The 22,790-nt window shown below is 70.9% G+C and carries 33 protein-coding genes; 12 read left to right on the top strand and 21 right to left on the bottom strand.

Going from position 1 to position 22,790, the window contains the following annotated elements; all coding sequences use genetic code 11:
* Positions 1-76: 76 nt before the first annotated feature.
* Positions 77-700 (bottom strand): outer membrane lipoprotein carrier protein LolA, encoded by a 624-nt coding sequence (locus Q8S40_RS06760; RefSeq protein ID WP_304812412.1) that lies wholly within the window; start codon positions 698-700, stop codon positions 77-79.
* A 175-nt stretch (positions 701-875) separates the two neighbouring features.
* Between Q8S40_RS06760 and Q8S40_RS06755 the strand changes: the two genes are divergently transcribed.
* From Q8S40_RS06755 to Q8S40_RS06745, 3 genes are all read left to right on the top strand, one after another.
* On the top strand, positions 876-1,178 hold the full coding sequence (locus tag Q8S40_RS06755) for a hypothetical protein (RefSeq protein WP_304812415.1): 303 nt from the start codon (positions 876-878) through the stop codon (positions 1,176-1,178).
* Positions 1,179-1,268: 90 nt separating this feature from the next.
* Positions 1,269-2,057: a hypothetical protein gene (locus Q8S40_RS06750; protein WP_305669770.1), complete on the top strand. Its 789-nt coding sequence runs from the start codon at positions 1,269-1,271 to the stop codon at positions 2,055-2,057.
* Positions 2,058-2,060: 3 nt separating this feature from the next.
* Positions 2,061-2,441: a hypothetical protein gene (locus Q8S40_RS06745; RefSeq protein ID WP_305669769.1), complete on the top strand. Its 381-nt coding sequence runs from the start codon at positions 2,061-2,063 to the stop codon at positions 2,439-2,441.
* 11 nt (positions 2,442-2,452) lie between these two features.
* Here the strand turns inward: Q8S40_RS06745 and Q8S40_RS06740 are convergent, their stop codons facing one another.
* Positions 2,453-2,668, bottom strand: a complete 216-nt coding sequence (locus Q8S40_RS06740; protein WP_304812421.1) for a hypothetical protein — start codon at positions 2,666-2,668, stop codon at positions 2,453-2,455.
* A gap of 151 nt (positions 2,669-2,819) precedes the next feature.
* On the opposite strand from Q8S40_RS06740, the gene Q8S40_RS06735 reads away from it, so the two are divergent.
* Genes Q8S40_RS06735 through Q8S40_RS06725 form a run of 3 tightly spaced genes read left to right on the top strand, consistent with a single transcriptional unit; the run spans position 2,820 to position 6,145 of the window.
* Positions 2,820-4,070: a putative DNA modification/repair radical SAM protein gene (locus tag Q8S40_RS06735; RefSeq protein ID WP_305669768.1), complete on the top strand. Its 1,251-nt coding sequence runs from the start codon at positions 2,820-2,822 to the stop codon at positions 4,068-4,070.
* A complete protein-coding gene (locus tag Q8S40_RS06730) occupies positions 4,070-5,581 on the top strand; it encodes a UdgX family uracil-DNA binding protein (RefSeq protein WP_305669767.1) in 1,512 nt (503 codons plus the stop codon). Before Q8S40_RS06735 ends, Q8S40_RS06730 begins: the two co-directional genes overlap by 1 nt.
* Positions 5,582-5,611: 30 nt before the next feature.
* On the top strand, positions 5,612-6,145 hold the full coding sequence (locus Q8S40_RS06725; protein ID WP_305669766.1) for a hypothetical protein: 534 nt from the start codon (positions 5,612-5,614) through the stop codon (positions 6,143-6,145).
* A 6-nt stretch (positions 6,146-6,151) separates the two neighbouring features.
* On the opposite strand, the gene Q8S40_RS06720 is transcribed toward Q8S40_RS06725, so the two are convergent.
* Positions 6,152-6,991 (bottom strand): SirB1 family protein, encoded by an 840-nt coding sequence (locus Q8S40_RS06720; protein WP_305669765.1) that lies wholly within the window; start codon positions 6,989-6,991, stop codon positions 6,152-6,154.
* Between the two features lie 3 nt (positions 6,992-6,994).
* A complete protein-coding gene (locus Q8S40_RS06715; RefSeq protein ID WP_305669764.1) occupies positions 6,995-7,375 on the bottom strand; it encodes a histidine triad nucleotide-binding protein in 381 nt (126 codons plus the stop codon).
* Between the two features lie 140 nt (positions 7,376-7,515).
* Here Q8S40_RS06715 and Q8S40_RS06710 point away from each other — a divergent pair, with 140 nt between their 5' ends.
* Complete coding sequence (locus Q8S40_RS06710; protein ID WP_305669763.1) at positions 7,516-8,040, top strand: hypothetical protein; 525 nt, start codon at positions 7,516-7,518, stop codon at positions 8,038-8,040.
* 18 nt (positions 8,041-8,058) lie between these two features.
* Here Q8S40_RS06710 and Q8S40_RS25160 read toward each other — a convergent pair whose 3' ends face one another.
* From Q8S40_RS25160 to hisB, 8 genes are all read right to left on the bottom strand, one after another.
* Positions 8,059-8,751 carry a phosphoribosyl-ATP diphosphatase gene (locus Q8S40_RS25160; protein ID WP_371136811.1) on the bottom strand — a complete coding sequence of 231 codons (693 nt, stop codon included), beginning with the start codon at positions 8,749-8,751 and terminating at the stop codon, positions 8,059-8,061.
* Entirely contained in the window at positions 8,751-9,521 is a 771-nt protein-coding gene (gene hisF, locus Q8S40_RS06700; protein WP_305669762.1) for an imidazole glycerol phosphate synthase subunit HisF, read from the bottom strand. Before hisF ends, Q8S40_RS25160 begins: the two co-directional genes overlap by 1 nt.
* A 112-nt stretch (positions 9,522-9,633) precedes the next feature.
* The gene (locus tag Q8S40_RS06695) at positions 9,634-9,846 is read right to left on the bottom strand and encodes a hypothetical protein (RefSeq protein WP_304812439.1); all 213 of its coding nucleotides are present in this window, start codon (positions 9,844-9,846) and stop codon (positions 9,634-9,636) included.
* Between the two features lie 2 nt (positions 9,847-9,848).
* The gene (gene hisA / locus Q8S40_RS06690; protein WP_305669761.1) at positions 9,849-10,574 is read right to left on the bottom strand and encodes a 1-(5-phosphoribosyl)-5-[(5-phosphoribosylamino)methylideneamino]imidazole-4-carboxamide isomerase; all 726 of its coding nucleotides are present in this window, start codon (positions 10,572-10,574) and stop codon (positions 9,849-9,851) included.
* 9 nt (positions 10,575-10,583) lie between these two features.
* Positions 10,584-11,165: a GNAT family N-acetyltransferase gene (locus Q8S40_RS06685; protein WP_305669760.1), complete on the bottom strand. Its 582-nt coding sequence runs from the start codon at positions 11,163-11,165 to the stop codon at positions 10,584-10,586.
* Positions 11,162-11,827 carry an imidazole glycerol phosphate synthase subunit HisH gene (gene hisH / locus Q8S40_RS06680; protein ID WP_305669759.1) on the bottom strand — a complete coding sequence of 222 codons (666 nt, stop codon included), beginning with the start codon at positions 11,825-11,827 and terminating at the stop codon, positions 11,162-11,164. Before hisH ends, Q8S40_RS06685 begins: the two co-directional genes overlap by 4 nt.
* A gap of 10 nt (positions 11,828-11,837) precedes the next feature.
* The gene (locus Q8S40_RS06675) at positions 11,838-12,236 is read right to left on the bottom strand and encodes a DUF2628 domain-containing protein (protein WP_305669758.1); all 399 of its coding nucleotides are present in this window, start codon (positions 12,234-12,236) and stop codon (positions 11,838-11,840) included.
* Between the two features lies 1 nt (position 12,237).
* Complete coding sequence (gene hisB / locus Q8S40_RS06670) at positions 12,238-12,834, bottom strand: imidazoleglycerol-phosphate dehydratase HisB (RefSeq protein WP_304812445.1); 597 nt, start codon at positions 12,832-12,834, stop codon at positions 12,238-12,240.
* A 100-nt stretch (positions 12,835-12,934) separates the two neighbouring features.
* On the opposite strand from hisB, the gene hslV reads away from it, so the two are divergent.
* From hslV to Q8S40_RS06645, 5 genes are all read left to right on the top strand, one after another.
* Positions 12,935-13,513, top strand: coding sequence for an ATP-dependent protease subunit HslV (hslV, locus tag Q8S40_RS06665; protein ID WP_305669757.1), 579 nt, complete (start codon positions 12,935-12,937; stop codon positions 13,511-13,513).
* Complete coding sequence (gene hslU, locus Q8S40_RS06660; protein WP_305669756.1) at positions 13,510-14,826, top strand: ATP-dependent protease ATPase subunit HslU; 1,317 nt, start codon at positions 13,510-13,512, stop codon at positions 14,824-14,826. Before hslV ends, hslU begins: the two co-directional genes overlap by 4 nt.
* Positions 14,827-14,889: 63 nt before the next feature.
* Positions 14,890-15,114, top strand: coding sequence for an AbrB/MazE/SpoVT family DNA-binding domain-containing protein (locus tag Q8S40_RS06655; RefSeq protein ID WP_305669755.1), 225 nt, complete (start codon positions 14,890-14,892; stop codon positions 15,112-15,114).
* Entirely contained in the window at positions 15,111-15,503 is a 393-nt protein-coding gene (locus Q8S40_RS06650; RefSeq protein ID WP_305669754.1) for a type II toxin-antitoxin system death-on-curing family toxin, read from the top strand. Before Q8S40_RS06655 ends, Q8S40_RS06650 begins: the two co-directional genes overlap by 4 nt.
* A 17-nt stretch (positions 15,504-15,520) precedes the next feature.
* Positions 15,521-16,342 carry an EcsC family protein gene (locus tag Q8S40_RS06645; RefSeq protein WP_304812452.1) on the top strand — a complete coding sequence of 274 codons (822 nt, stop codon included), beginning with the start codon at positions 15,521-15,523 and terminating at the stop codon, positions 16,340-16,342.
* A gap of 18 nt (positions 16,343-16,360) precedes the next feature.
* On the opposite strand, the gene Q8S40_RS06640 is transcribed toward Q8S40_RS06645, so the two are convergent.
* From Q8S40_RS06640 to ihfB, 9 genes are all read right to left on the bottom strand, one after another.
* Positions 16,361-16,693 (bottom strand): hypothetical protein, encoded by a 333-nt coding sequence (locus Q8S40_RS06640; RefSeq protein WP_304812453.1) that lies wholly within the window; start codon positions 16,691-16,693, stop codon positions 16,361-16,363.
* Between the two features lie 59 nt (positions 16,694-16,752).
* Positions 16,753-17,805: a gentisate 1,2-dioxygenase gene (gene gtdA, locus Q8S40_RS06635; RefSeq protein WP_305669753.1), complete on the bottom strand. Its 1,053-nt coding sequence runs from the start codon at positions 17,803-17,805 to the stop codon at positions 16,753-16,755.
* Positions 17,806-17,824: 19 nt separating this feature from the next.
* Positions 17,825-18,643, bottom strand: coding sequence for a tryptophan synthase subunit alpha (gene trpA, locus Q8S40_RS06630; RefSeq protein WP_305669752.1), 819 nt, complete (start codon positions 18,641-18,643; stop codon positions 17,825-17,827).
* Position 18,644: 1 nt separating this feature from the next.
* On the bottom strand, positions 18,645-19,886 hold the full coding sequence (gene trpB / locus Q8S40_RS06625) for a tryptophan synthase subunit beta (protein ID WP_305669751.1): 1,242 nt from the start codon (positions 19,884-19,886) through the stop codon (positions 18,645-18,647).
* 169 nt (positions 19,887-20,055) lie between these two features.
* Positions 20,056-20,532 carry a GNAT family N-acetyltransferase gene (locus Q8S40_RS06620; protein WP_305669750.1) on the bottom strand — a complete coding sequence of 159 codons (477 nt, stop codon included), beginning with the start codon at positions 20,530-20,532 and terminating at the stop codon, positions 20,056-20,058.
* A gap of 95 nt (positions 20,533-20,627) precedes the next feature.
* Complete coding sequence (locus tag Q8S40_RS06615; protein WP_305669749.1) at positions 20,628-21,263, bottom strand: phosphoribosylanthranilate isomerase; 636 nt, start codon at positions 21,261-21,263, stop codon at positions 20,628-20,630.
* A gap of 4 nt (positions 21,264-21,267) precedes the next feature.
* Positions 21,268-21,963: an orotidine-5'-phosphate decarboxylase gene (gene pyrF, locus Q8S40_RS06610; protein WP_305669748.1), complete on the bottom strand. Its 696-nt coding sequence runs from the start codon at positions 21,961-21,963 to the stop codon at positions 21,268-21,270.
* Between the two features lie 2 nt (positions 21,964-21,965).
* On the bottom strand, positions 21,966-22,298 hold the full coding sequence (locus Q8S40_RS06605; protein WP_304812469.1) for a lipopolysaccharide assembly protein LapA domain-containing protein: 333 nt from the start codon (positions 22,296-22,298) through the stop codon (positions 21,966-21,968).
* Positions 22,299-22,381: 83 nt separating this feature from the next.
* Positions 22,382-22,717: an integration host factor subunit beta gene (gene ihfB / locus Q8S40_RS06600; protein WP_304812471.1), complete on the bottom strand. Its 336-nt coding sequence runs from the start codon at positions 22,715-22,717 to the stop codon at positions 22,382-22,384.
* Between the last annotated feature and the right edge of the window lie 73 nt (positions 22,718-22,790).

Raw genomic sequence — 22,790 nt, 5'->3', positions numbered from 1 at the left:
CTAGGAGGGCCGTCGCCGGGATAGACCCGGGCGGCCCTATGGCACGCCGCCCGGCGAAAGGCCAGCGGAAACCGGCTCAGCGCCGCGTGCTCTCCGCCTCCAGGAAGCGGGGGTCGTTGAAGTCGAACAGGCGGTTATCCAGCGCGATGCCGGTTTCCACCTCGTACAATGTCACCCGCGTCTCCCGCGCCTGGGCATCCAGCACGGTCCATTGCCGCAATTCCATCGGCTGTTCCGCGAAGGCCAGCGTCAGCAGCCCTTCCGCCCGCGCCCCGGTGCGGTGCAGGCCGATGCGGAGGAAGCCGCCGGTGCGGTCGGTGCCGACCACGGTGATGTCGCCCGACAGCCGGATCTGCGGCGTCAGCAGCAGGCCGAGCGGGGTGGACGAAGCCGGCACCGCGGTGGGCTGGCGCAATTCACGGTCATACATCAGCACCTGCCCGCCGGAGGCGACCAGCAGCAGCGGCTCGGGCGGGTCGTAGTCGAAGCGCATGCGGCCGGGCCGGCTGATCAGCGCCGTGCCCTGGGCGGAGGCGCCATTCTGCGCCACCTGCAGGAAGCGCGCCCGCAGGGTTCGCAGCGTGTTGAGATAGGCCTCCACCCGCTGCACCGCCGCGCGGTCGGTGGTCTGGGCATGGGCGGTGCCGGCCGCCAAGAAGGGTGCGGCGAGGCCGGCGGAAAGAATCAGGCGACGTTTCATGCCGATCCAGATGGCCCATCGCGGCCCCTGCGGAAAGGCCTGCCCGCGTTAACCTCGTCTCAATCCTCGGTGCGCTTAATGGGGACCGAGCCCGTGGCCAGAACCGCCACCCTCCGCCCCAGAAGGGGCAGCCCAGAAGGGGCCAGCGGCTTCCCGGACCCAGAGGAGCCTTCCCATGCCCTTCGATTTCGCCACCCCCGCCGGCTACGCCCCGCTTGCCCCCGCCCCCTTCGGCCCGCTGCCGATCGAGGCCGGCAGCATCCTCGGCGTGCCGCGCGAAGATCTGGTCGCGCATGCGATGGAGCAGATCGCCCCGGCGCTGCGCGGCGCGGTCGCCGGGATCGAGCTGACCGAGGCCGGCCAGTTCGTCCATATGGGCATGGTGTTCGACCAGGTGGCCTGGCGCGCCGCCTGGCGCCGCCCCGGCCTGCCGGTGGCCAGCGGCAGCTTTCCGGTGTGGAACGGCAGCCCGGTCTAGTTTGCCCGCCGGCATATGGGCAGACGGCCCCGCCTGGCTCTACCCTCCGCCACAGCATCCGCAAGCACGAGGCGGGGCAGGAGAGCCAGGATGTTCCAGACCGACGCCAACCCCGAATCCCGCATCGCCGGCGCCGCCGCGCTGCTGGCGGATATCCGCCGCGGCCGCCGCGAACCCTGCCCCGGCCTGCCGGAGGGCCTTGCCCCCGCCAGCATCGCGGAAGCCGAGGCGATCCAGCTCGCGACCTATGCGGCGCTGGGGTGGAACATTGCCGGCTGGAAGGTGGGCCGCACCCGCGGCCAGGCCATTGCCTGCCCGCTGCCCGGCGCCACGGTCGCGCCCGCCACGGACGCCACGCTGCACCTGCCGATCGGCTGCGCGATGGAGCTGGAAGTGGCGCTGCAGCTGCGCCAGGGGCTGGACGCCACCCTGCTCGCGGCGCTGCAGCCGGCCGATCTTCCGGCGATGGCCGATGCCGTCATCCTGTTCGAATTCTGCGAAAGCCGCTTCATCGACCATCGCCAGGCCAGTGACCTGGACAAGCTGGCCGATTGCGTCACCAACGGCAGCTGCGCCTTCGGCCCCGCCACCGGCCCCTGGAGCTGGGCGGATCTGGAAACGCTGGAGATGCGCCTGACCGTGGACGGCATCGAGGTCGCGCGCCATGCCGGCCCGCATGGCGCCGTGCCGCTGGCCGAGCTGCTGGCCGCCTGGCGCGACCGCTGCCTCGCCATTGGCCATCTGCCCCGGGCGGGGGAGGTCATCACGCTCGGCAGCCAGACCGGCATGTTGCCGGTGCCCGCCGCCGGCGGCCTGCTGGTGGGCGAATGGGCCGGGCGCGGCAGCCTGGCCTGCCAGGTCGCACCGCTCGGGAGCTGACGCATGGCGGACGCTCCGGGCGAGGCCACGCCGCTCGCCCGGCTGCATGGCATGGGCGGGCATCTGCTGCTGTACCCGGACCGAATCCGCCTGCTGCGCCATGGCCCCTGGTTCACCGCCATGAACCTGATGACGCATCTGGAGCGGGAGATGGAATCGACCATCCTGCTGCGGAACCTGGTGGGGGTGCATATGGTGCGGTCGCTGCTGCTGGTGCAGTTCCTGCGGCTGACCTATGCCGGCTGCCCGCCGCCCTCCGGGCATTATCTGCGCGATGCCTTCGCCGAGAACGCCTTCCTCTACAGCCTGGCGGATAATCGCCCATTGCTGGCGATGCAGCAGCGCATCAGCACGGCGGCTGCCGAGGCTCAGCGCGGCATCTGATCAAGGGCGCCTCAGCGCGCCACGTAATCGGGCCGCGGCGGCAGCGGCCAAGCCTGTGCCTCCAGCCGGTCCGCCGTGCCGGCGATCTGCGCGGCGGCCAGCGGATGGCCGGAATCCAGCGCCTCCACCGCCAATTGCCGCAGCGACGCCAGGATGGAGGCGAGGCTCTGCCCCCCACCGGACCGCGGCGGCACTTCGACCTTGGGGCGATCCAGCGGGTGAGACATTCCCGGATATTGGCGCCTGTCCCGTCGTGCGCACAGGGTAACCTTCCCACAGCTGACCGCGCCGCGATCACAACCCCGCGACGGCGACGGGGCTTGCGGATTCCGACAAGGAACATAACATGAACTACACCTGATCAGGACGCCCTGCCCGATGGAGTTGCTCCGCAAGCTTGAGATCCTGGCCGATGCGGCGAAGTACGATGCCTCCTGCGCCTCCTCCGGCACCTCCAAGCGCAACAGCCTGAAGGGCGGGCTGGGCAGCACGGAGGGCAGCGGCATCTGCCACGCCTATGCGCCGGATGGGCGCTGCATTTCGCTGCTCAAGCTGCTGCTGACCAATGCCTGCGTCTTCGACTGCGCCTATTGCATCAACCGCGCTTCATCGAACACGCCGCGCGCCCGCTTCACGGTGGAGGAGGTGGTGCAGCTCACGCTCGGCTTCTACCGGCGCAACACGATCGAGGGGCTGTTCCTGTCGTCGGGCATCATCCGCTCGCCGGACTATACGATGGAACAGGTGGTGCGGGTGGCCCGGGTGCTGCGGCTGGAGCATGGGTTTCGCGGCTATATCCACCTGAAGACCATCCCGGATGCGGCGCCGGAATTGCTGGCGGAGGCGGGGCTGTATGCCGACCGTCTGTCGATCAACATGGAATTGCCGACCGTCGCGGGCCTCGAATCCCTCGCCCCCGAGAAGGATTTCCGGCGGATCAGGCACGCCATGGCCGGGCTGCGCACGCGGATCGAGGGCGCGCAGGATGAGGCGAAGACCGCCCGGCGGGCAAAGGCGCAAAAATTCGCACCGGCCGGGCAGAGCACGCAGATGATCGTCGGCGCCGATGGCGCGGATGATGGCGCCATCCTGGGCACGGCGACGGACCTTTATGCCGGCTACCGGATGCGGCGGGTGTACTACTCCGCCTACAGCCCGATCCCCGATGCCTCCCGCCTGCTGCCGCCCGTGGCGCCGCCGCTGGTGCGGGAACACCGGCTGTACCAGGCCGATTGGCTGCTGCGCTTCTACGGATTCTCGCAAGCGGAGATCATGGCCGGCGGGCAGGGTGGCATGCTGGACCTGGAACTGGACCCGAAGACCGCCTGGGCGCTGCAATCCCGCCAGGACTTCCCCGTGGACCTCAACTCCGCACCGCGGGAGGCGCTGCTGCGCGTGCCGGGGCTGGGCGCCAAGACGGTGGACCGGCTGATCGCGGCGCGGCGCCACACGCGGCTGCGGGCGGCGGATCTCGGCCGGTTGCGCGTCAGCCTGGCCAAGGTGCTGCCCTTCGTGGTGCTGGCGGACCATGTGCCGCGCGGGCTGGACGGCGCCGGGCTACGCCAGCGGCTGCTGCCCGCGACGGCCTTCGCCGCCGCGGCGCGGCCCATCCAGATGTCGCTGTTCTGATGCCGGCCCTGGCTCCGCGGCAGGGTGTGGCGGTGACGCTACCCGGCCCCGCGGATTTCACCGCCTGGCGGCAGGCGGCGCGCGGGCTGGTGGCGGCGGATATCCGCCCGGAACAGGCCGAATGGGTGGTGGCCGGCGAACTACCCGGCCTGCTGGCCGAAGCGCCCGCACCGCCCCCCTCCGGCGCGCCCTTCAGCGTGCCGCGCGCCTTCCTCGACCAGGCGGAGATCGCCATCCGCCACAGCGACCCGGAACGCTTCGCCCTGCTGTACGGCCTGCTCTGGCGCCTGGTCCATGGCGAGCGCCACCTGATGCAGGCGGCGACGGACCCGGCGGTGATCCGGCTCGGCGCTCTGGCCAAGGCGGTGCGGCGCGACGCCCACAAGATGCACGCCTTCGTCCGCTTCCGGGAGGTGCAGGCCGAGGACGGCCCGCGCCACATCGCCTGGTTCGAACCGGACCATCATATCGAGGAGGCGGAGGCCGATTTCTTCCTGCGCCGCTTCGCCGCGCTGCGCTGGTCCATCGTCACGCCGCGGCGCAGCGTTTCCTGGGACGGCACGGCGTTGCAATTCGGCCCCGGCGGGCGCCGCGCCGATGTGCCGCCGGATGGTGCGCCAGGGGACCGGTATGAGCCGCTGTGGCGCGCCTACTACGCCAGCATCTTCAACCCCGCGCGCCTGAAGCCCGGCGCCATGCGAGCCGAGATGCCGCGCAAATACTGGCGCAATTTGCCGGAAGCCGCGGAGATTCCGCGCCTGATGGCGGAGGCCCCGCGCCGGGTGGCGGAGATGATGGAACGCGCCGCCGCCGCACCCAATCCGCGCCCCCAACTTGCCCGTTACCTGGCGCCTGGGCAGCTTTCCGCGCCGCCGCACGTTGTCCGCGACATGCCGACGCCGATCGATCCCCCCACCGATTCCACCCTGGCGCTTGCCGCGCTGCGGGAGGAACTGCTTTCCCGCCCCGACCTGCCGGATTTCGCCGCCCGCGCGACGCAGCCGGTGTTCGGCGAGGGCCCGGTGGGCGCTCGGCTGATGTTCGTCGGCGAGCAGCCGGGGGATGAGGAGGATATCGCCGGCCGCCCCTTCGTCGGCCCCGCCGGAAGGCTGCTGGACCGCGCCCTGGCGCAGGCCGGGGTCGACCGGCGCGAGGCCTATCTGACCAACGCCGTGAAGCACTTCAAATACACCCCCACCGGCAAGCGCCGCATCCACCAATCGCCCGATGCCGGCGACATCACCTACTACCGCCCCTTCCTGGCGCGGGAGGTGGCGGCGGTGGCGCCGCGCCTGGTGGTCTCGCTCGGCGCCTCGGCACTCACGGCGCTGACGGGGAAGAAGCTGCCGGTGCTGAAGACCCGCGGCCAGGTGGTGACGGCGCTCGGCGGCCAGCCGGTCTTCGCCACCATCCATCCCAGCTACCTGCTGCGGCTGCCGGACCAGCAGGCGCAGGCGGATGGCTTCGCCGCCTTCGTGGCCGATCTGCGGGCCGCAAGCGAGCAGGCCTGAGCCCCCGGCAGATGCAAGCCGGTCCCGCGGATGGCGGTGACGGCCAAGGCATCGCCTATTATCAACATCGAAACGACTACGTCGACCCGCGCATCGTTCCGGGACATGCTGTGCAGGCAGACCGATCCCGACAACGCTGGAAGTGAAAGCAAGACGATGCGCAAGACCTTGATGGGTGCCCTGATGTTCGGCGGCTTTGCCCTGCTGGCCCCGCAGATGGCCCAGGCCCAGGCCCAGGCCTATACCTGGCAGGGGCCGACCCTGCTGTCCTCCGGCAACACAATGAATGGCTGCCGCCTGCGCACCCCGCTGGCGACGCATACCGGCAGCCTGGGCCTGAACTCCATCTTCCTGACGGTCCGCAATGACGGCCAGGCCCCGGTGCGCATCACCGCCAATGTGGAGCTGTCAGGCAACAACACCCGCAAATCCGGCAACATCAGCTCCGGCGTGATCCCGGCCGGCAGCCAGGCCTCGATCCAGACCTTTTCGCCCGGCGGCTCGACCCGGGATGGCACGACGCTGCGGGTGACCTTCACCAGCTGCGCGCCGGCCACCAACTGAGGCGGGTCAGTTCAGGCGCTGGCGCAGCTCCTCCAGCAACCCGCGCACGCGCATGGCCTGGAGGCCCTCCGGCGCCAGCGCCAGGAAACGCTCCAGCGCCGCGATGGCGGCGCCGATCCGGTCCAGCCGCTGGTGCATCAGCCCGGCCTCCCGCCACAGCGGCGCGGCATCGGGGGCGATGCGGAGCATATCCTCCGTGCACGCCACCGCGCCGGCCAGGTCGCCGTCGCGCAGGCGGCGCACCTTGATGTTGTTCTGCAGCCGCAGCAGCACCGCGCGCTTGTCCATCGGCGCCAATGTGGCCGGGCCGAGTTCGGCCTGGTCGCCGGCGAAGCGTTTCAGCGTGGCGCGCAGCTCCCGCGCCTCCATCGCCTGGCCGCCGACGAAGACATCCACCACCACCTTGCCGCGCCCGGCCAGCGCCACCAGGAAATGGCCGGGGAAATCCACGCCATGCGCCTCCCACCCCGCCGCTTCCGCCGCGTGCAGCCACAGGATGCCGAGCGCCACGGGCAGGCCGCGTCGGCGTTCCATCACCTGCAGCAGATTGGCATTGGCCAGGTCGTCATAGGTCTCGCCGTCGCCGCCATAGCCGAAGCGGCCGTGGATCACTTCCGCCAGCACGGCGCGGCGGCGGGCGGCATCGCCGGCATCGGCCTCCCGGTCCGCCGCGGCCGCCTGCACCGCTTCCCGCGCCAGGGCGGTCAGGTGCTCGGCGCCTGCCCGCCAGTCGAGGCCCGGCGCATCGATCCGTGCGAGTTGCAGCGCCGCCGCGGCGATATCGATTTCCGCCTCGGGCAGGCTGCCGATGGCGGCCAGCGCCGCCCGGGCCTCGGCCTCGCTCATGCTTCAGTCCACCGCGATCATGCGGCCGAGCGGCTTGCCGCCGAAGATGTGGACATGGAAATGCGGCACCTCCTGCCCGGCATCCAGGCCCATGTTGGAAAGGGTGCGATAGCCGGGCGCCTCCAGCCCCAACGCCTTGGCCACCGCGGCGACGGCACGCCAGAAGCCCACGATCTCGGCCTCGCTGGCCTGGGCGGCGAAATCCGCCTGGCTGACATAGGCGCCTTTCGGGATCACCAGCACATGCACCGGCGCCTGCGGGTTGATGTCGTGGAAAGCCAGCGCGAAGTCATCCTCATGCACCACCTTGGCCGGAATTTCCCGGCGCAGGATACGGGCGAAGATGTTGGCGGGGTCGTAGGGCGGCAGGCCGGTCACAGGCATTTCCGTCAGGCTCCCGAGGCTGGTTCACCCTGTTCTGGCGAGGCTGGCGCGCGGGCGCAAGCGGCCAGCGCGCCAGGAGTTGAGGTGCGGCCGGGCGTCGTCGCCGGTTAGGTTGCGTCTTCCCTCCGGAGGTTGCCGCCATGTCGCGATGGATGATCCTGGGTCTGGGCTGGGGCCTCGCCCTGCTCGCCGCACCCGCCGCGATGGCGCAGGCCAAGCCGCCCGTCGCCGAGGGTGGCGCCAAAAGCCAAACCCAGGCACCGGGCCGTGCAGCCGCACCGGCACCCGCAACGGCGGCCGCGCCAGCCACCAGCGGCCTGCCGCTGCAGCGCGGCTTCTATGTCAACGCCGATACCACCTGCGGCCGCGCCTCCAACGCCACGCTGCTGCTGTTGCGGCGCAACGGCATCGGTGGGGCGCGCGATCTTTGCGAATTCCAATCCATCACGGCGGCTGGCCCGGACCGCTACAGCGTGACCCAGGCCTGCCGCGAACTGGGCCGCGACGGCGCCGCCGAGACCGAGACCGTGATCTTCGAGATCACCAGCCGCACCAGTTTCCGCCAGACCAGCCCGCATGGCTGGAGCCGCGCCGCCCGCTTCTGCCCGCAGCGCAGCCTGCCCGCGCCCTGGCGCGACAACGACATCCGCGATCTGGTGCGCTAGATTCCTGGGGCGGTAGGTTCAGGGCAGCTTGGTGGTGTTCGCCGCGCGGACCAGCGCCTTCGGCCGCGATGCCTTCTCCGCGATGCCGGAAATGCCCTGGCGGCGGGCGAGCTCGGCCCAGACATCGTCCGGAGCGATGCCCGCATCCACCCAGACGACGATCAGGTGATACAGCAGGTCGGCGCTTTCCAGCACGGTGGCGGCGCGGTTGCCCAGCGTCGCCTCGATGACGCATTCCACCGCCTCCTCCCCCAGCTTCTGCGCCACCTTGGCGGTGCCGCGCGCCAGCAGCCGGGCGGAGTGGGAAATGGCGACATCGCCGGCGGCGCGGCGCGCTTCCACCGTCCGCCACAGCGTATCGAGGATGCCGGCCTCGGCGCCCGCCACGCTGAAGGGCGCCAGCGCGCCGGCGCCAGCGGCCAGGGCGCGCGGCCGGGCCAGCATCTGCGGCGCGGGGATGGAGCCGGGCAGCGGCAGGCTGGCGACGAGCCGCGCGGATTTGCGCCGCGCCTTCTCCGCCTTCGGCTTGGCGGCCGGCTTGGCCTTCGCGGCTTTCAGCTTCGCCGGCTTCGCCTCCGCATCCTTCAGCTTGGCGGCCTTCGCGGCGGGCTTCTTGGCCCCCTTCGGCGCGGGTTTCTTGGCACCCTTCGATGCGGGTTTCTTCGCACCCTTCGGTGCGGGCAGCGCTGGTTGCTTCACGGTCTTGGCCATCAGACGGACTCCGCCAGCGGGCGCACGGGCAGGCCGGCGGCTGCCAGTGCCGCCTTCGCCTCGCCGATCCGCATCTGGCCGTAGTGGAAAACACTGGCTGCCAGCAGGCCGGTTGCCCCGGCCTCCGCGCCATCGACGAAATGCTGCGCCTCCCCCACCCCGCCGGAGGCGACGATGGGCAGCCGGATGGCCGACCGCACCGCGCGCAGCAGCGCCAGGTCGAAGCCCGCGCGGGTGCCGTCGCGGTCCATCGAGGTCAGCAGGATTTCCCCCGCGCCGCGCGCTTCGGCCTGTTGGCACCATTGCACGGCGTCGATGCCGGTGCCGCGGCGGCCGCCATGGGTGAAGACCTCCCACCCCCCCTTGCCGTCGCCGCGCGCATCCACCGCGACGACGATCGCCTGGCTGCCAAAAGCCTCGGCGCCACGCGTCACCAGCGCCGGGTCCGCGACGGCGGAGGAGTTGATGGAAATCTTGTCGGCGCCCGCCAGCAGCAGGCGGCGCATATCCTCCACGCTGCGGACGCCGCCGCCCACGGTCAGCGGAATGAAGACCTGCGCCGCGGTGCGGGAGACGACATCGAGGATGGTGTCCCGCCCCTCATGCGAGGCGCCGATATCGAGGAAGGTGACCTCGTCCGCGCCCTCCCGGTCATAGATCCGCGCCTGCTCCACCGGGTCCCCGGCATCGCGCAGTTCGAGGAAATTCACGCCCTTGACGACGCGGCCATCCTTCACGTCCAGGCAGGGGATCACACGCAGGGCCAGCACCGGCACAACTCCGGAGGGGGACGGGGGACAAAATCCCGACATGTCGCTTGCCGCACCGGCCCGGCAGGGTGCACGGCGCGAGGGCGCTGATTGCGGCGGGCGGGCGTTGCGGTCAAGCCATGTTGATGCGGCGCAATGCTTCGGCCAGCAGCCAGGCCGCCAATCCGAAGCCGATCAGGCCCTGCACGTCGCGGTTCCGCAGCAGCGCCGCATCGCCCGTCCAGGGCGCCTGCCGCCGCAGCAGGCGCAGGCCGAGCCGGATACCGAGCCAGGCGGCAACCACGGCGCAGGCCGCCCAGGCCAGCTCCAGCACCGTGACCAGCAAGACTACGCCGCCAGCTTCAGCGCCGCCGCCGGGTCCACGCGGCCGTCATACAGCGCGCGGCCCAGGATGGCGCCTGCCACCACGCCATCCGCCTTCAGCGCCACGATGTCATCGGTCGAGGCCACGCCGCCCGAGGCGATGACCGGGATCGGCACGGCACGCGCCAGCGCCGCCGTGGCCGTCACATTCACGCCGGTCAGCATGCCGTCCCGCGCGATGTCCGTGTAGATGATGGCGCAGGCGCCGCTATCGGCGAAGCTGGTGGCGAGGTCGGTCGCCGTGGTGCCACTGGTCTCGGCCCAGCCTTCCGTCGCGACGAAGCCATCCCGCGCATCGATGCCGAGTGCGACGCGGCCGGGAAAGGCGCGGCAGGCGGCGCGGGCGAAATCCGGGTCCTTCACCGCGGCCGAGCCGAGGATGATGCGGGTGACGCCGGCCGCGAGCCAGGCCTCCGCCGTCGCCATGTCCCGGATGCCGCCGCCCAACTGCACCGAAAGCCCCGGCACCGCGGCGATGATGGCGGTGACGGCCGCCGCATTGGCCGGCTTGCCGGCGAAGGCGCCGTCGAGGTCCACCACATGCACCCAGGCGAAGCCGGCGCGGGCGAAATCCGCCGCCTGAGCGGCCGGGTCCGCATTGTAGATGGTGGCCTGCGCCATGTCGCCGCGCTTCAGCCGCACCACCTGGCCGGCCTTCAAATCGATGGCCGGGTACAAGGTCAGTCCCATGGGTGGTCCCTATCTGGCGCCGATCAGGCTGTCCGTGGACCGGCCGCGGCCGGGCTCCAGCAGCTTGTGGTAGAAATGCCCGGCGACGGTGCGGCCATCCACCCGCGCATAGGCGGGGTGGGTGCCCCAGCGCGTGTAGCCCAGCGCCTCGAACAGCGCGATCGCGCTTTCCTGCGTCTCCCGCACGTCCAGGTTCAGCACGCGCAGCCCGGTGGCGGCGGCCTGTTCCTCGACGCGGTCCACCAGCATGCGCGCCAGGCCGAAGCCGCGCGCATAGGGGGCGATGTAGGCGTGGGTGAGCTGGGCGGCGAAGGCCTGCGCCTCGTTGTTGCGCGGCGGGCGGACCAGCTGCGCGCTGCCGACCACGGTGCCGTCGAGGCGGGCGATGAACAGGGTGCGGTCCGGCACCAGCAGCACGCCGCGGAAATGCCGCGCCAGCGCGGCACGGTCCTGGCTGCTGACCCAGCCGAAGCCGCCACCCTCGATGATGGCGGCGTTAGTGGCCTCGCACAGATCGGCCAGATCATGCGGGGTCAGCGCGGTCGCCACCTCCACCGCCATCTCCGGCTTGCCGACGCGCAGCGTGCTCATGCCGCAGCCTCCGGCGCCCAGTTCAGGAAATTGGCCAGGATGCGCAGGCCGACCAGGCTGCTTTTCTCCACATGGAACTGCGTGCCGGCCAGATTGTCCCGCCCGACGATGGCCGCGACCGGCCCACCATAGTCGGTGCTGGCCAGAAGCTGCGCCGGATCGCCGCCCGCCAATGCGTAGGAATGCACGAAATAGGCGTGGCTACCGGGGCTGATGCCGGCCAGCAGCGGGTGCGAGGGCTGCGCCAGATCCAGCCCGTTCCAGCCCATCTGCGGCAGCGGCAGCGCCGCGCCATCCGGCAAGCGCGGGTCGATCGGCGCAATCTCCCCGGCGATCCAGCCGAGGCCGGGAGTGTTGCCGTGTTCCAGGCCGCGTTCGGCCATCAGCTGCATGCCGACGCAGATGCCGAGGAAGGGCTTCTTCCGCCGCAGGACCGCATCCTCCAGCGCATCCACCATGCCGGGCAGCGCATCCAGGCCCCGGCGGCAGGCGGCGAAGGCGCCCTGGCCGGGCAGCACGATGCGATCGGCCGCGCGAAGCTCCGCCGCATCCGTGGTGACGGCGACCTGCGCCGGCCGGCCGGATTCGGCCACCACCCGCTCCAGCGCGCGCAGCACGGAGGCGAGGTTGCCCGAGCCGGGGTCGATGATGGCGATCCTCATGGCCCGACCTTCATGGCGCCGCCCGCACCAGATCCGGCCGCTGCTGCATCAGGCGGAACCAGGCGATCTCCAAATCAGGCGCGGCGACAACGCCGGCCAGGGGCTGGCCACGGCGCGCGAGGCGGGCGCGCAGCCGGTCCCGCGCCTCGAAGCCGGCCAGCACATGCAGGGCGGGCACGGCGATTGTGGCCAGCGCCTCCGGCAGCAACCAGCCGGCGGCGACGGTCAGCACAAGGAAGCCGAGCGCTTCCCACCACAGGCGATTCCAGGCGAACCAGAAGGGGCCGAAGATCGCGGCCGCGAGTGAGAAGCCTTCGCGCACCAGAACGGGCGGGCGCGCCTTCGGCTCCGGCCAGCCCTCCGGGCCCGGCGGCGGGGGGGCTTCGGCGTGCACGGTGTAGAGCTTCATCTCAGCCCTCCAGCGAACCCTTGGTGGAGGGGATCTCCCCGGCGGTGCGGGGGTCCATCTCCACCGCCATACGCAGCGCGCGCGCCACGGCCTTGAAGCAGGCCTCTGCGACATGGTGCGCGTTGCTGCCGGCTTTCAACGTCACATGCAGGGTGATGCCTGCATTGAAGGCGAATGCCCGGAAAAATTCCTCGACCAGTTCGGTGTCGAAGGTGCCGATCTTCGGGCGCTGGAAGGGAACGGACCAGGCGAGGAAGGGCCGGCCCGAAATATCGATCGCGGCCTCGGCCAGGGCTTCGTCCATCGGCAGCAGGCATTGGCCGTAGCGGCGGATGCCGCGCTTGTCGCCCAGCGCCTGGCGCAGCGCCTGGCCGAGCACGATGCCCACATCCTCCACCGTGTGGTGGTCATCGATATGCAGGTCGCCCTTGGCCGCCACCGTCAGGTCCAGCAGGCCGTGGCGGGCCAGCGCGGTCAGCATGTGGTCGAAGAAGCCGACTCCGGTCGCGATCTCGGCGCTGCCGCGGCCATCCAGGTCCAGCGTCAGGCGGATATTCGTTTCCGAAGTGGCGCGGGCGATGGTGGCTTGGCGCGTCATGGCGCTGCACTAGCCGATAGGGCGCGCGGGGTCCACGGCTTCGGCGGGCGCCGATCGGCCCCCGCTTGCCGCAAGCCCCGGCCCGCGCCATCTGGGCGTGATGCACGCGACACAAGCACCACCTTCCTCCGGCCACGACCCGCTGGGCTGGCACGGCACCACCATCCTCTGCGTCCGCAAGGACGGACGAGTCGCCATGGCCGGCGATGGCCAGGTCTCGCTTGGCCAGACCGTCGTCAAGGGCAATGCCCGCAAGGTCCGCCGCATCGCCCAGGGCAAGGTCCTGGCCGGTTTCGCCGGCGCGACGGCAGATGCCTTCACCTTGCTGGAGCGCCTGGAAGCCAAGCTGGAGCGCTTCCCGGACCAGCTCGAACGCGCCTGCGTCGAGCTTGCCAAGGATTGGCGCACGGATCGCTACCTGCGGCGGCTGGAGGCGCTGCTGGCAGTGGCCGATGGCAAGCGCAGCCTGCTGCTGACCGGCCAGGGCGATGTGCTGGAACCGGAGGATGCGGTCATCGGCATCGGCTCCGGCGGCAATTACGCGCTGGCCTCGGCCCGCGCCCTGCTGCCGGTGGATGGCCTGTCCGCCGAGGAGATCGCGCGGCGGTCCATGGCCATCGCGGCCGGCATCTGCGTCTACACCAATGGCAACATCGTTCTTGAAATGATTGAATCGTGACGGAAACGGTCAACCTGTCCCCCCGGGAAATCGTCTCGGAGCTGGACCGCCACATCGTCGGCCAGAACGACGCCAAGCGCGCCGTGGCCATCGCGCTGCGCAATCGCTGGCGGCGCCAGCAGCTCGCCCCCGGGCTGCGGGAGGAAGTGGTGCCGAAGAACATCCTGATGATCGGCCCGACCGGCTGCGGCAAGACGGAAATCGCCCGCCGCCTGGCCCGCCTGGCCAATGCCCCCTTCCTGAAGGTGGAGGCCACGAAGTTCACCGAGGTCGGCTATGTCGGCCGTGACGTGGAAAGCATCATTCGCGACCTGATCGAGGTCAGCATCACCCAGACCCGCGACCAATCCCGCAAGGCAGTCCAGGCCAAGGCGGAATTGAACGCCGAGGAACGGCTGGTCACCGCGCTGGTCGGCGAAGGTGCCGCCGGCGAAACCCGCCAGAAATTCCGCCGCATGCTGCGCGAAGGCAGCCTGGAGACGCGGGAGATCGAGGTGCAGGTGGCCGAGCAATCCAACCCCATCGGCATGATGGACATGCCCGGCATGCCGCCGCAGATGGGCAACATGCAGGAAATGCTCGGCAAGATGTTCGGCGGCCGCACCAAGCCCCGCAAGATGCAGGTGGCCGAGGCACGCCAGCATCTCACCAAGGACGAGGCCGACAAGCTGCTGGACCAGGAGGCGCTGAACCGGGAGGCGATCTCCAACGCCGAGAACAACGGCATCGTCTTCATCGATGAGATCGACAAGGTCTGCGCCCGCACCGGCGAAGGCGGCGTGCGCGGCGGCGATGTGTCCCGGGAAGGTGTTCAGCGGGACCTGCTGCCGCTGATCGAGGGCACCACCGTCACCACCAAGCATGGGCCGGTGAAGACCGACCACATCCTGTTCATCACCTCCGGCGCCTTCCACCAGGCCAAGCCGAGTGACCTGCTGCCCGAATTGCAGGGCCGCCTGCCGATCCGCGTCGAGCTCTCCGCGCTGACGCGCGAGGATTTCCGCCGCATCCTGACGGAGCCGGAGCACTCGCTGGTCAAGCAATACATCGCGCTGCTGGGAACGGAGGGTGTCACGCTCGACATCACCGAGGGCGCGACGGATGCGATCGCGGACCTCGCCGCCGAGATCAACGCAACCGTTGAGAACATCGGCGCAAGGCGGCTGGCGACGGTGATGGAGCGGCTGCTGGACGAGATCTCCTTCACCGCCTCGGACCGGGGCGGCGAGAGCATTTCGGTGGATGCGGACCTCGTGCGGACCCGGGTGGCACCGCTGGCGGGGAATGCGGATCTGTCGAAGTTCATCCTGTAGCCACGGAAGTGGACACGGGGCGGGACGGCCTGTTATAACTTCCGTATTAACGGAGGGTTCGACATGGCCACCCTGAAGCTGCGCGCCGTTGGCAACTCGGTTGGCCTGGTCCTGCCGAAGGACATCCTGGCGCGGATGAACCTGGCGGAGGGCGATACGGTGCAGGTGGTGGAGAGCGGCGACGGTCTGCTGCTGACCACCATGCCACGGGAAACCGAGGCACAGCTCGAACTCGGCCGCGAGTTGATGCGGAGATACCGCGAGACCTTCGCGGCTCTGGCGAAGTGACCGAGCCGCGCTGGCTGGACAAGCCGGCGCTGCTCTACCTGCACCGGGAGGGGCTGCGACAATTTGGTGGAGCGGATGGGCTGCGGGATGAAGGGTTGCTGGACAGCGCCCTGGCCCGGCCGCGCAACCGCTTCGCCTATGAAGCGGAGCATGATCTGTGCGTGCTCGCCGCGGCCTATGCACATGGCATTGTCCGCAATCATCCCTTCGTGGATGGCAACAAGCGCGCGGCGCTGGCGGCGGCCGGTGTGTACCTGATGGCCAATGGACTGGATCTGAGCGCCCCCCCGCCGATGGTCACAGTGGCGGTGCTGGAACTCGCCGCCGATGACATGTCCGAGGGTGATTTCGCAATCTGGCTACGTGCCCATACCGAAACGCGCCGCTGACACCCCATATCCGCCCCATGTCCATCACGCTCGCCCCCCCGCCCCCCGATACCCTGCCGCCCGAAATCCGCGCCGAGCTGGCGCGCGCCGTGGCGCAGCTGGAGGATGTCTCCCTCGCCGCCCGCTTCTCCGCCACCATCGGCATGCCGATCGAGGCGCTGAAGAACCGGCTGCCGGCCGGGGCGCAGGTGTTGCTGGATGGTGCGGTGAAGCGCGCCCTGTCGAGCGCCATGCAGGCGGCGCTGCGGGCGCAGCCCTCGGCCAACCCCACGCCGCTGCCCGCCGCCTGGTTCCATCGCGGCCTGGCCGCGGCGGCCGGTGCGGCAGGCGGGGCCTTCGGGCTGCCGGGCACGCTGGTGGAATTGCCGGTCTCCACCACCCTGCTGCTGCGCCAGATCGCCGCCGTGGCGGAAGCGAATGGGGAGCAGCTGGGCGATCCGTTGATCGCCGCCGAATGCCTGAAGGTCTTCGCCCTCGGCGGCCGGGACCAGCGGGATGATGCGGCTGAATCCGGCTATTTCGCCGTGCGCCTGGCACTGGCGGAGGCGTTGAAGGGCGCGGTGGGCAAGGGCCTGGCGGGCGTGATGCTGCCGGGTTTCCTCGGCAGCATCGCCGCGCGCTTCGGCGGGCCGGTGGCGCTGAAGCTCTCGGCCCAGGCCGCGCCGGTGATCGGCGCGGCGGCGGGGGCGGCGGTGAACCTCGCCTTCCTGGAGCATTTCCGCGGCATCGCGGAAGGTCATTTCACCGTCCGCCGGCTGGAACGCCTGCATGGCCCGGTCGCGGTGCGGGCCGCCTACCAGGAATTGGCGACGCAGCGCGACGCCCGCTTCATGGCGTGAGGCCGGCGAGGCCCGCGTTCAGACCGATTGCAGCATGGCCTCGATGCGCTTCGCATCGTCGCGCGGCACGCTGAGGCGCAGTTCGGCGCCGGTCAGCTCCGTCGCGCTGCGATCCAGCGGCACGCTGCGAACCAGCGCCTCCAGCGCCAGCTTGGCGGTTTCATGGTCCTTGAAGTGGCGCGAGACGGTGACCGCATCGGGAACATGCTTGGAGGGATGATCCTCCCCCGCCGGCACGGCGCGCGGGCCCTGCGTCGCGGTGTCGGAGAGCGGATCGCTGGCCGGGAAGGTATCCATCACGCCGCGCTCATGGTCGCTGATGGGCTTCGGGCCGTTGCTGTGGTTGGGCATGGAAATGGCTCCCCTCTGTGAGGAGTCGTAACGCTCGCCGTTGCGCGGGGTTGCCGCCGCTACAGCCGCGCCTCCCGCCATAGGCCCAGCTTCTGCTGCGCGGCGGCATCGGAATAGCCGAACAGCACCAGCTCGCTCTCGGCCGAGAGCGTCAGCGCGGCCCAGGACGGCACCACCAGCAGGTCGCGCGGTGCCAGGGCGAAGGCGGTGCCGGCGAGGGTCGCGGTGCCGGTGCCCTCCACCACCACCAGCACCATCGCATCCGTCGCCTGGCGGGTGCGGGTGGTGAATCCGGCGGGCAGCAGGCGGACATGGGCGGCGATGGTCGGCATCACCGGGCCGCCATCGGCCGGGTTCACGAATTCCAGCGCATGGCCGAAATGCGGGTCCGGGTCGCCGGCGCGCGCCATCGCGGCCAGGCTGTCGCGCCAATCGGCGTAGGGGTAGTGGAACAGCGGCAGGTTCCGGGGGCGCCGTGCCGCCAGCGTGTTGCCGAAGGGCCGCAGGTTGCGGCCGTAGCGGGCGGCGGTATCCCCGGGCGGTGCGGTTTCCGGGTGGGCCATGGCGCCATCCGGCAGGCGCTCCGCGAAGCTGGCGGCGAAATGGCGCACGGTGGGAATATCCAGCCCATCCAGCCAGATCATCGGCGCGGCGCTGGCATTGCCGTGGTCATGCCACTGCCAGTTCGGCGTCAGCACCAGGTCGAAGGGGCGCATCACCGCCTTTTCGCCATCCAGCGCGGTGAAGGCGCCATCGCCCTCCATCACGAAGCGCAGCGCGCATTGCGTGTGGCGATGGCAGGGCGCGACCTCTCCGGGCAGGATCAACTGCAGCCCGGCATAGAGGCTGGTGGTGACGGAGGAGGTGCCGGGCAGGCCGGGATTTTCCAGGATCAGCACGCGGCGCTCGGCCTGTTCCGCGGTGATCAGGTCTCCGGCGCGCAGCAGGTGGCCGCGCGCCGTATCGTAGTGCCAGAGGTGCGGCTGGACCGGGGAGGCCGGCTGCGGCGTGACCAGCGCGTGCAGCACCTCCCACAGCGGGAACAGGTGTTGCGGCGCCATCTCCGCATAAAGGGCCTGCAGAAGCGCCTTCGGATCGTTGCTGGCAGCCATGGCTTCCCCCCCGGGGGGCCTACCCCCCGCGCACAGCCTCCGCCAACTCCCGCACCCGGTCCAGCACCGCCGGCACCGTGGCCGGCGTGGCGCGGCCCTCGGCATCCAGGCTGGCGAGCAGCCCCTCGATCAGCGCGGAGGCCACCACCGCGCCATCGGCGATGCGGGATGCCTCCCCCGCCTGCTGCGGCGACCGCACCCCGAAGCCGATGGCGATCGGCAGGTCGGTGAACTTCCGGATCCGCGGGATGGCGGCGGCCAGGTCATCCGTGCTGGCGCTGCGGGTGCCGGTGATGCCGGTGATCGCCACGTAGTAGACGAAGCCGGTGGTGGCCGAGAGAACCTTCGGCAGGCGCTCATCCCCCGTGGTGGGGGCGACCAGCCGGATCAGGTCGAGGCCATTGGCGGTGGCATCGGGCGCCAGTTCATCGGCTTCCTCGGGCGGCACATCCACCACGATCAGCCCATCCACGCCCGCTTCCGCCGCGTCCGCGCAGAACTTCGCCACGCCATAGGACAGGATCGGGTTGAAGTAGCCCATCAGGATGATGGGCGTCTCCGCATCGGCTTCGCGGAATTCGGTCACCATGCCGAGCGCCCCGCCCAGCGTCGCGCCCGCCTTCAACCCGCGCTGGCCGGCCTTCTGCACGGTCGGGCCATCCGCCATCGGGTCGGTGAAGGGCACGCCGATCTCGATCAGGTCGGCGCCCGCCGCGGGCATGCCGCGCAGGATCGCCATGGCGGTCTCACGGTCCGGATCGAACGCTTCCAGGAACGGGATGAGCGCGCCGCGCCCCTGCGCCTTCAGCGCCGCAAACTTCGTGGCAATGCGCGACATGTCAGATGTTCTCGCCCAGGTGCTTCGCGACGGTGAAGATGTCCTTGTCGCCACGGCCGCACAGATTCATCAGGATGATTTTGTCCGCCGGCATCTTGGGCGCCATCTTCATCACCTCGGCCAGCGCATGCGCCGGCTCCAGCGCCGGGATGATGCCCTCCAGCCGCGAGCAGAGCTGGAAAGCCTCCAGCGCCTCATCATCCGTCACGCCGGAATAGGTCACGCGGCCGAGTTCATGCAGCCAGGAATGCTCCGGCCCGACGCCGGGGTAGTCCAGCCCGGCGGAGATGGAATGCGCCTCCGTGATCTGGCCGTCGCCATCCTGCAGCAGGTAGGTGCGGTTGCCATGCAGCACGCCCGGACGGCCGCGCGACAGCGCCGCGGCGTGTTCGCCGGAATCGAGGCCGCGCCCGGCGGCTTCCACGCCGACCATCGCCACGCTCGGATCGTCCAGGAACGGGTAGAACAGCCCCATGGCATTGCTGCCACCGCCTACGGCCGCCACCAGCACATCCGGCAGCCGGCCCTCGGCCTCCACCATCTGGGCCTTCGCCTCGATGCCGATCACGGATTGGAAATCGCGCACCATGGCGGGGTAGGGGTGCGGGCCGGCGACGGTGCCGATGCAGTAATAGGTGTCGCTGACATTCGCGACCCAGTCCCGCAGGCCCTCATTCATCGCATCCTTCAGCGTCGCGGCGCCGGAGGTCACGGGCACCACCTCCGCGCCCAGCAGCTTCATGCGGAAGACGTTGGGCTGCTGCCGCTCCACATCCGTCGCGCCCATATAGACGACGCAGGGCAGGTCCATCAGCGCGCAGGCGGTGGCCGTCGCCACGCCATGCTGGCCGGCGCCGGTCTCCGCGATGATGCGGGTCTTGCCCATCTTCTTGGCCAGCAGGATCTGGCCGAGCACGGCGTTGATCTTGTGCGCGCCGGTGTGGTTCAGCTCATCCCGCTTGAAATACACCTTGGCGCCCATGCCGGGCGCGGCGTTTTTCCGCAGATGGGTGGTGAAGCGCTCGGCGAACCACAGCGGGCTGGGGCGGCCCACATAATCCTTCAGCAGGCGGCGCCATTCATCCTGGAAGACCTTGTCGGTCTTGCTGCCCTCATAGGCGGCCTCGACCTCCAGGATCAGCGGCATCAGCGTCTCGGCGACGAAGCGGCCACCGAAGGTGCCGAAGCGGCCGCGGGCATCGGGGCCCTGGCGGAAGGAATTGGGGGGCGGCTGCTGGTTCACGGGGCGATGTCCTGGAATTGGGCCTGGTCTTGGTCCGGCAGGGAGGGGCCGACAGGGGTCTAGAGCATTTTCCGGTCAGGCGGTATCGCCTGAGGACCCGGAAAATCCGGCGAAACAACAAGCTGGAAGCGCTTCGCCGTGCCCCAGGCAGGATGAAATGGCTGTAGCTTCAACTGGTCACGCGGCGCAGGTCTGACCAGACCCAGGCGGTCTCCGCCACCGGGATCTCGCCATGCCAGCCCACCTGGCTGGTGCCGGGCGCGGCGCCGGTGGCGGCGTAGAAGCCGCGTGCGCGGGCATTCGCATCCAGCGCCCAGGCCCCGGCGGAGCGATGCCCCGCCGACAGCAGCACCCGCGCCCCCGCCCCCAGCAGCGCCCGCCCCAGGCCGCGCCCCTGCGCCGCGCGCAGCAGATAAAGGCCGGAGATTTCGCCGGAGGCGCCCAGCGCCGCATCCCGCGCCGCGCAGACGGAGACGAAGCCGAGGATCGCGCCCGCTTCCTCCGCCACCAGCGTGCCACCCGGCAGCAGCGGCGCCGCAAGGTTGCGCGCCCAGGCGGCGCGGCGCTGGGCGGGGTCCGTCATCTCGGCCAGCAGGGCGTCCGGTACCAGGCCGGGATAGGTCTCGGCCCAGGATCGGGCGTGCATGTCACCGATTGCCGGTGCATCCGCCGGCAAAGCGGGTCTGATTCTGCCGCCTGCGGCGATTGGCGAGACCCTGCCGCCTCCGGCGGCGGGTCGGCTCACGCCGCCTTCGCGGCCGCCACGAAGGCGGCGATGCGCGCCGGGTCCTTCACCCCGCGCGCAGCCTCGACACCGGAGGAGACATCGACCCCCGGCGCCCCGCTGGCGGCGATGGCCTGTGCCACATTGGCCGGCGTCAGCCCGCCCGCCAGCAGCCAGGGGCGCGCGATGCTGCGGCTGGCGGTCAGCGTCCAGTCGAAGGGCGCGGCGTTGCCGCCGGGCAGCGGCGCGCCGGGCGGCGCCTTGGCGTCCAGCAGGAAGCGGTCCACGGCGGGCGCAAAGGCCGCCAGCGCATCCAGATCCGCCGCGCTGGCAATGCCCAGCGCCTTCATCACCGGCCGGCCGAATTTTTGCCGTACCTCGGCACAGCGGGCGGGAGATTCCTCGCCATGCAGCTGGATGATGTCGAGCTGCAGCGCCGCCAGCACGCTCTCGATCAGCGCATCCGTCGGGTCCACGAACAGCCCGACCCGCTGCGGCCCGCCCGGCACGGCGGCCGAAAGCGCCGCGGCCTCGGCCGGCGTCAGCGCGCGGGGGGAGGGCGGGAAGAACACCAGGCCGCACATCTCCGCCCCGGCGGCGCGCACCGCCTGCAGCCCCGCCACATCCTTGATGCCGCAGATCTTGACCTGCATCGCCTCAGCCCAGCGCCTGCGCGATGGCCTGGGCGGCAGCCCCCGGGTCGCCCGCCTGGGTGATCGGCCGGCCGACCACGATCCAATCCGCACCGTCGCGCGCCACCTGTTCCGGCGTCGCGGTGCGCGCCTGGTCATCCGCCGCGCTGCCGGCGGGGCGCACGCCGGGCACCACCAGCACCGGCAATTCGCCCAGCGCATCGCGGATCGGCCGCACTTCCCGCGGCGAGCAGACCAGCCCATCGGCCCCCGCCGCCATCGCCAGCCGGGCCAGCCGCAGCACCTGCTGCACCGGGCCGCCAGCAACCCCGGTGGCGGACAGCGCCGCCGCGTCCAGGCTGGTCAGCACCGTCACCGCCAGGATGCGCGGCCGCGCGGCCCCGCCCGCGTCTTCCGCTGCCTTGCGTGCCGCTTCCACCATCGCCGCGCCACCCGCGGCATGCACCGTGATCCAGGCCGGGCCGAGCGGCGCCAGGGACCGGATGGCGCCGGCCACCGTGTTCGGAATGTCGTGCAACTTCACATCGAGGAAGACGGGCCGGTGCGCCGCAATCCGGCGCACCGCCGCGCCGCCTTCGGCCGCGAACAATTCCAGCCCCACCTTCAACAACCCGGCATGCGGCGCGACGGCGCCGGCCCAGGCCTCGGCCATGGTGAGATCCGGCGCATCCAGCGCCACGCACAACCCGCAACGGCGCATGCTCAGTGGGCCGCCGGCAGGGTGATCTGCATCGGCTGCGGTGCACCCGCATGCCGGGCCTGGGCTTCGCGCGCCTTCAGCACGGCGAGCTCCGCCTCCAGCAGCTTCGCCGCCTGCGTCACTTCGCGCGCGCGGCGGCGGGCCGGCAGGGCGGCGGCCCAGGCGATGAAGGCGCCGAGCACGAAGCCGAAGCCGGACAGCACCAGCACCGCCACGCCGAGCGGCGCCGCCCAGGCCAGGTCCAGGGGCCACAGCCGGAGCTGGACCTCCTGCATGTTGGACAGCGCGAACAGCGCGAGGAGGATGAGCAGCGGCAGGAACAACAGCCAGCGCATGGGAAGCCTCTCCGATCTTCGCGACCTGTCCTAGCCGCCGCGAGACGGTAACGGAAGCGCCCCGCGGCGCACGAGCGCTGGCGTCACGCCTTCGCGGCGGCCGCCGTGGCGCGCGGCCGGCGCGGCGGGTCCTGCAACGGCCCGCCATTCACCCGTTCCCGCAATTCCTTGCCCGGCTTGAAATAGGGCACCGCCTTGCCGTCCACCGCCACCGCCGTGCCGGTGCGCGGGTTGCGGCCGGTGCGCGGGTCGCGCCGCTTGGTGGAGAAGGCGCCGAAGCCGCGCAGCTCCACCCGGTCCCCGCGCGCCAGGGCGCCGATGATCTCATCGAAGATGGTGGTGACGATCAGCTCCACATCCGGCTGCCGCAGATGCGGGTTGGCCGTGGCGAGCTGCGCGATCAGTTCCGACCTGGTCATCTTGATCCTCGGCGCCCCTACCCCCGGGGCGCTGCGGTCCACATCGGAATCGCGTCTGCCCGGAAGTTCTGGT

Origin of the sequence: Falsiroseomonas sp., assembly GCF_030695085.1 — a bacterium.
GTDB lineage: Bacteria > Pseudomonadota > Alphaproteobacteria > Acetobacterales > Acetobacteraceae > Falsiroseomonas.
The sequence above is the reverse complement of the archived record's forward strand: the minus strand, read 5'-3'. Positions and strand labels throughout refer to the sequence as shown.